The sequence below is a fragment of the Streptomyces sp. NPDC059957 genome, assembly GCF_042730015.1.
GTDB lineage: Bacteria > Actinomycetota > Actinomycetes > Streptomycetales > Streptomycetaceae > Streptomyces.
This window is the reverse complement of record NZ_JBHWMB010000064.1, coordinates 40,418-47,277: the sequence shown is the minus strand read 5'-3', so window position 1 is coordinate 47,277 and position 6,860 is coordinate 40,418. Positions and strand designations below refer to the sequence as shown.

At 67.6% G+C, this 6,860-nt stretch carries 4 protein-coding genes; all 4 read left to right on the top strand.

Translation table 11 applies throughout. The features are described 5' to 3' along the window. The first annotated feature begins 129 nt into the window (after positions 1-129). The 4 genes from ACFWBW_RS32135 (at position 130) to ACFWBW_RS32120 (ending at position 6,848) form a co-directional block, all read left to right on the top strand. Entirely contained in the window at positions 130-1,227 is a 1,098-nt protein-coding gene (locus ACFWBW_RS32135) for a LacI family DNA-binding transcriptional regulator (RefSeq protein ID WP_385380028.1), read from the top strand. 139 nt (positions 1,228-1,366) lie between these two features. After that, positions 1,367-4,096 (top strand): aconitate hydratase AcnA, encoded by a 2,730-nt coding sequence (acnA, locus tag ACFWBW_RS32130; protein ID WP_385380025.1) that lies wholly within the window; start codon positions 1,367-1,369, stop codon positions 4,094-4,096. A gap of 312 nt (positions 4,097-4,408) precedes the next feature. After that, positions 4,409-5,860: an N-acetylglucosamine/diacetylchitobiose ABC transporter substrate-binding protein gene (ngcE, locus tag ACFWBW_RS32125; protein WP_385380023.1), complete on the top strand. Its 1,452-nt coding sequence runs from the start codon at positions 4,409-4,411 to the stop codon at positions 5,858-5,860. A 43-nt stretch (positions 5,861-5,903) separates the two neighbouring features. Beyond that, entirely contained in the window at positions 5,904-6,848 is a 945-nt protein-coding gene (locus ACFWBW_RS32120) for a carbohydrate ABC transporter permease (protein WP_385380020.1), read from the top strand. The last annotated feature ends 12 nt before the right edge of the window (positions 6,849-6,860 follow it).

Genomic DNA, 6,860 nt, shown 5'->3' with positions numbered 1-6,860 from the left:
GGACAGCGGGGATCGGGGGGAGGGAGAAGACTGCATGCGCACTCCAAAACGTTGGTGTGGCCAGGACGCTGTTTGATTAAGGGCTTAACCAGAAGCCGCCTCCGGCGACGAAATCCGTACGATGGCGCCGTGCCCGCCCCCCTTCACGCCTCCGGCCCCACCCCGATGCCCCCGCCCGCGCCCGCCCCCGGTCCGACCCTCGCCGACATCGCCCGCGCCGCCGAGGTCTCCACCGCGACCGTCTCGCACGCGCTCAACGGCACCGGGCGCCTCGGAGAGTCCACCCGCGGCCGGGTGCGCGAGGTCGCCGGGGCCCTGGGTTACGGAGCCCGGCGCGGTCCGCACAACCGCAGCCTGGGCATCGCGGTGACCACGTACGCCGGCTTCGCCTGGGACTTCGCCAAGATCGCGTACTACGCCCGGCTGCTCATCGCCGCCACCTCGGCGGCGCACGCCCACGGCTACGCCCTGACCACGCTGCCCGCCGACCGCGGCGCCGAGCCGCTGTGGCACACCCTGGCGGTGGACGGGATGCTGCTGATCGACAGTCCGGCCGACGACCCGGTGCTGCGCGCACTGCGGGCGCGCGGGGTGCCGGTGGTCTTCGACGGGCCTCCGGCCGATCCGCGGCCGGGCGACGTGTGGGTGGACAACGACCACACCGCCACCACCCGCGAGGTACTGGACCACCTGGCGGCCTCCGGGGCCCGGCGGATCGCGCTGCACGCGGGCTACGGCCGGGAGTTCTACACCGGGGCCGTCACGTCAGCCTATGAACACTGGTGCGCCGAGCGGCGCCGGACCCCGCTCGTGATCCCCTTCGACCCCAACGACGACGCCGGGCACGCCTTCGACTCCGCCTTCGCCGGTCCGGACCGGGGGGAGCGACAGGACCGGCCCGACGCCGTCTACTGCGTATACGACCCGGGGGGCCGGCAGGTGCTGGCCGCCGCCGCGCGCCACGGGATCGGCATACCCGGCGCCGCAGCGGGCACAGGGCAGGGGGAGAAGAGCCTCCTGCTGGTCTGCGCCAGCGAGGACCCGGCGTATGCCGAGAACGAACCGTCCGTGACGACCGTCACCTTCGACCCGGAGCGGATCGCCGAATCGGCGGTTTCGTCCCTGGTCAAGCTCATCGAATCCGGACATGCGGAATCCACTGGGCGACGAGTCGTACCGGCGGGGCTGAGGGTGCGTGCCTCGTCCCGCCCCCCTGGCATGTACTAGAGTTATCTCGACATCGAGATATCTGCCCCGGACGTGCCGCAGCCGCCCCGCTGGTAAGGGTTACCTAACTTAGCCTCACCTTAGCGGAAAGGCCAGAGTGCCTCGCGGCAGGATTGCGGCAATACGCGCGAATTCATGCATGAAGGAGACTGTCGTGTCGGCGAACAGCTTCGACGCCCGCAGCACGCTGCAGGTGGGCGACGAGTCGTACGAGATCTTCAAGCTGGACAAGGTCGAGGGCTCCGCCCGCCTTCCCTACAGCCTGAAGGTCCTGCTGGAGAACCTGCTCCGTACCGAGGACGGCGCGAACATCACCGCCGACCACATCCGGTCGCTCGGAAACTGGGACTCGCAGGCCCAGCCCAGCGAGGAGATCCAGTTCACGCCGGCCCGCGTGATCATGCAGGACTTCACCGGCGTCCCCTGCGTCGTGGACCTCGCCACCATGCGCGAGGCCGTGAAGGCCCTCGGCGGCGACCCGGCGAAGATCAACCCGCTCTCGCCGGCCGAGATGGTCATCGACCACTCGGTCATCGCGGACAAGTTCGGCACGAAGGACGCCTTCGCGCAGAACGTCGAGCTGGAGTACGGCCGCAACAAGGAGCGCTACCAGTTCCTGCGCTGGGGCCAGACCGCCTTCGACGACTTCAAGGTCGTCCCGCCGGGCACCGGCATCGTCCACCAGGTCAACATCGAGCACCTGGCCCGCACGGTCATGGTCCGCAACGGCCAGGCGTACCCCGACACCCTCGTCGGCACCGACTCGCACACCACCATGGTCAACGGCCTCGGTGTGCTCGGCTGGGGCGTCGGCGGCATCGAGGCCGAGGCCGCGATGCTCGGCCAGCCGGTCTCCATGCTGATCCCGCGCGTCGTGGGCTTCAAGCTGACCGGCGAGCTGCCGGCCGGCACCACCGCCACCGACCTCGTGCTGACCATCACCGAGATGCTCCGCAAGCACGGCGTCGTCGGCAAGTTCGTCGAGTTCTACGGTGAGGGCGTCGCCGCCACCTCGCTGGCGAACCGCGCCACCATCGGCAACATGTCTCCGGAGTTCGGCTCCACCGCCGCGATCTTCCCGATCGACGACGAGACGCTGAAGTACCTGCGCCTGACCGGCCGCGACGCCCAGCAGGTCGCGCTCGTCGAGGCGTACGCCAAGGAGCAGGGCCTGTGGCTGGACCCGGCCGCCGAGCCGGACTTCTCCGAGCGCCTCGAGCTCGACCTCTCCACGGTCGTCCCCTCCATCGCCGGCCCCAAGCGCCCGCAGGACCGCATCATCCTCGCGAACGCCTCCCAGCAGTTCGCCCAGGACGTGCGCAACTACGTCTCCGACGACGAGGAGTCCGGCAAGGAGTCCTTCCCGGCGTCCGACTCCCCGGCGTCCACCAACGGTGTGCCCACCAAGCCCACCGCGGTGACCCTGGCCGACGGCACCTCCTTCGAGATCGACCACGGCGCCGTCACCGTCGCCGCGATCACCTCGTGCACCAACACCTCGAACCCCTACGTCATGGTCGCCGCGGCGCTCGTGGCGAAGAAGGCCGTCGAGAAGGGTCTCGCCCGCAAGCCGTGGGTCAAGACCACCCTGGCCCCGGGCTCGAAGGTCGTCACCGACTACTTCGACAAGGCCGGCCTGACCCCGTACCTCGACAAGATGGGCTTCAACCTCGTCGGGTACGGCTGCACCACCTGCATCGGCAACTCGGGTCCGCTGGAGGAGGAGATCTCCAAGGCGATCAACGACGCCGACCTCGCGGTCACCTCGGTCCTCTCCGGCAACCGCAACTTCGAGGGCCGCATCAACCCCGACGTCAAGATGAACTACCTGGCCTCCCCGCCGCTGGTCGTCGCGTACGCCATCGCGGGCTCCATGAAGGTGGACATCACCAGGGACGCCATCGCCACCGACTCCGAGGGCAACCCGGTCTTCCTGAAGGACATCTGGCCCACCGAGGCCGAGGTCAACGACGTCGTCGCGAACGCGATCGGCGAAGACATGTTCAGCAAGTCCTACCAGGACGTCTTCGCGGGTGACGCCCAGTGGCAGGCGCTGTCGATCCCGACCGGCAACACCTTCGAGTGGGACCCGCAGTCCACCTACGTGCGCAAGCCCCCCTACTTCGAGGGCATGACGATGGAGACCACCCCGGTCTCCGACATCTCGGGCGCCCGTGTACTGGCGAAGCTGGGCGACTCGGTCACCACCGACCACATCTCCCCGGCCGGCGCCATCAAGGCCGACACCCCGGCCGGCAAGTACCTCACGGAGCACGGCGTAGAGCGCCGCGACTTCAACTCGTACGGTTCCCGTCGCGGAAACCACGAGGTCATGATCCGCGGTACGTTCGCCAACATTCGCCTCCGCAACCAGATCGCGGCGGGCACCGAGGGCGGCTTCACCCGCGACTTCACCGTCGAGGGCGCGCCGGTCTCCTTCATCTACGACGCCTCGCAGAACTACCAGGCCGCCGGCATCCCGCTGGTCATCCTGGCGGGCAAGGAGTACGGCTCGGGCTCCTCGCGCGACTGGGCCGCCAAGGGCACCGCCCTGCTCGGCGTCAAGGCCGTCATCGCGGAGTCCTACGAGCGCATCCACCGCTCCAACCTGATCGGCATGGGCGTCCTGCCCCTGCAGTTCCCCGAGGGCGCCACGGCGGCCTCCCTGGGCCTCACCGGCGAGGAGACCTTCTCCTTCACCGGTGTGGAGGAGCTGAACAACGGCACCACCCCGCGCACGGTCAAGGTCGCCACCGACACCGGCGTGGAGTTCGACGCGGTCGTCCGCATCGACACCCCGGGTGAGGCGGACTACTACCGCAACGGCGGCATCATGCAGTACGTGCTCCGCAACCTCATCCGCGGCTAAGCACACAGCGCATACCGGCACCAAAGGGCCGTACCTCCGTTAAGGGGGTACGGCCCTTCCGTTTTTGCGGGCGGCTCCCACGGTCCGGCTCAGGTGACGGTGAGGTCTCAACTCGGAAAAGTAGGGGCCCATACCGGTACATGATCTTGCTCACAGGAGCGGAAGTGGACTATACCTGTGCCCGTCCGGGTCACCGCGAAACGAGCGGCTCCGGACGGGGGGATGGCGGGGACCTGCGGTGATGTCCGCTGGGCGGCAGCAGTCGCACTTTCCTTCCTCCTTCACACTCCTGACGAAGGCGAGGACTTGAGCATGGGATCCACCTCCGCCCACGGCGAGCACAGCAACGGTGAGGGCTTCGGCCGCCGGGACCTGATCAAGCGCTCCGCGGCACTCGGACTCATCGCGGTTCCGACGATGAGCTTCCTGTCCGCGTGCGCCTCCGGCGCCGAAGAGACGACCAAGGGCAACGAGTCCAAGGTGGCCGTCACCAAGGAGAACCCGTTCGGCGTCGCCAAGGGCGGCAAGCTCGACGTGGTCGTCTTCAAGGGCGGCTACGGCGACGACTACGCCAAGGCCTGGGAAGCGGCGTTCGACAAGAAGTGGGGCACCACTTCCTCGCACCTCGCCACCCAGGAGATCACCTCCAAGCTGCAGCCCCGCTTCAACGGCGGCAACCCGCCGGACGTCGTCGACGACTCCGGCGCCCAGCAGATCAAGCTGGACGTGCTCGTGAAGGGCAACCAGCTCGCCGACCTCACCGTGGTGCTCGACGCCCCGTCGCTCGACGACCCGAGCAAGAAGGTCCGGGACACGCTGATGCCCGGGACCGTCGAAAGCGGCATGATCGGCGGCAAGTTCGTCGCGCTGCAGTACGTCTACACCGTCTGGGGCCTGTGGTACTCGGGCAAGCTCTTCAAGGAGAAGGGCTGGACCGCGCCGAAGACCTGGGCCGAGTTCATGGACATCTGTCAGAAGGCCAAGGCGGCCGGCATCGGCGGCCTGGCCCACCAGGGCAAGCACCCGTACTACATCAACGTCGCCATCATGGACCTGATCGCCAAGAAGGGCGGCCTGGATGCCATGAAGGCGATCGACAACCTCGAGCCGAACGCCTTCGCGGACAACCCGGTCGCGCTGGAGGCCGTCGAGGCGGTCTACGAGCTGGTCGAGAAGGACCTGCTGATGCCGGGCACCAACGGCCTGACGCACACCGAGTCCCAGACCCAGTGGAACCAGTACAAGGCCGCCTTCATCACCTCCGGCTCCTGGCTGGAGAACGAGCAGCTCAAGCAGACCCCGGAAGACTTCGACATGCAGTTCCTTCCGATGCCGCTGCTGGAAGGCTCCAAGCTGCCCTTCGAGGCCATCCGCGCCGGCGCCGGCGAGCCCTTCATCGTCCCGGAGAAGGCCGCCAACAAGGCCGGCGGCCTGGAGTTCCTCCGCTCGATGCTGTCCCGCGAGTGGTCGACCCTCTTCGCCCAGCAGGCCAACTCCCTCACCGTCCTCAAGGACGGCGTGGACCCGACGGTCAAGCTCCGCCCGGGCACGCAGTCGGCCGTCGCGGCGCTCAAGGGCGCCGGGGACAACACGTTCAACTACCGGTACACGGACTGGTACAGCGCCATGGCCACGGAGCTGGAGAACGCGTCCAATGAGCTGATGGCCAAGCGCATCCAGCCCAAGGAATGGATCAAGCGGGCCCAGGCTGCGGTAAACAAGGCGACCGAGGACCCGAACGCCAAGAACAACAAGCGCAGCTGACACCGCGTCCACCGGGCACCCGGAAACACCAGGGACGGACACCATGAGCCATGTAGCGAACAGCAAGGGGCGGGGCGGCTTCATCGCCGGCTTCCTCATCCTGCCCCTTGCGCTGTACCTGACCTTTGTCATCTGGCCGTACATTCAGACGTTCGGCTATTCCTTCACCAACTGGACGGGTCAGTCACCGACATTCGACTTCGTCGGGCTGGACAACTACTCGGCCTTGCTGAAGGACGAGGTCTTCGGCGGCGCGCTGCTGAACAATCTGCTGCTCCTGGTGTTCGTCCCGACGGTCACCATCTTCATCGCCCTGTTCTTCGCCTTCATGCTGAACGCCGGCGGGCGCAGCGGAGCCGGCGGCGTCCAGGGAGTGGCGGGCTCCGCCCTCTACAAGGTGATCTACTTCTTCCCGCAGGTGCTGTCCCTCGCCATCCTCGCGGTGCTCTTCGGAGCCGTGTACCGCAGCGACGAGGGGGGCCTGCTGAATGGATTCCTCGTCAAGCTGGGTCTGGTCGACCCGTCGCACCCGATCGAATGGCTCAACGAGCCCAACTTCGTCCTCTGGTGCCTGCTGCTCGTCGTCGTCTGGCACGGGGTCGGTTTCTACCTCGTCCTGTTCTCGGCGGCCATGCAGTCCGTGCCCAAGGACATCTACGAAGCCGCACTGCTCGACGGCGCGGGGCGCGCCCAGACCTTCTTCAAGGTCACGCTGCCCCTGCTGTGGGATTCTGTGCAGACCTCCGCGGTCTATCTGGGCATCGCCGCGATGGACATGTTCGTCCTCGTGTCGACCATGACCTCGGGCCAGTTCGGCGGCGGACCGGACCACCACAGCGAGGTCATGGCGACGGTGCTGATGCGTAACTTCCTCTACTTCGGCAATGCGGGCTACGCATGTGCCATGGGGGTCGTGATGCTCGTCCTCACCCTGATCCTCTCCGCCATCACGCTGCGGGCCACTCGCCGCGAGCACGTCGAGTTCTAGCGGGAGACCACG

Coding starts and splice junctions, on each gene's coding strand:
- acnA (WP_385380025.1), top strand. CDS start 1,367: ATGAAGGAGACTGTCGTGTCGGCGAACAGCTTCGACGCCCGCAGCACG.
- ngcE (WP_385380023.1), top strand. CDS start 4,409: ATGGGATCCACCTCCGCCCACGGCGAGCACAGCAACGGTGAGGGCTTC.
- ACFWBW_RS32120 (WP_385380020.1), top strand. CDS start 5,904: ATGAGCCATGTAGCGAACAGCAAGGGGCGGGGCGGCTTCATCGCCGGC.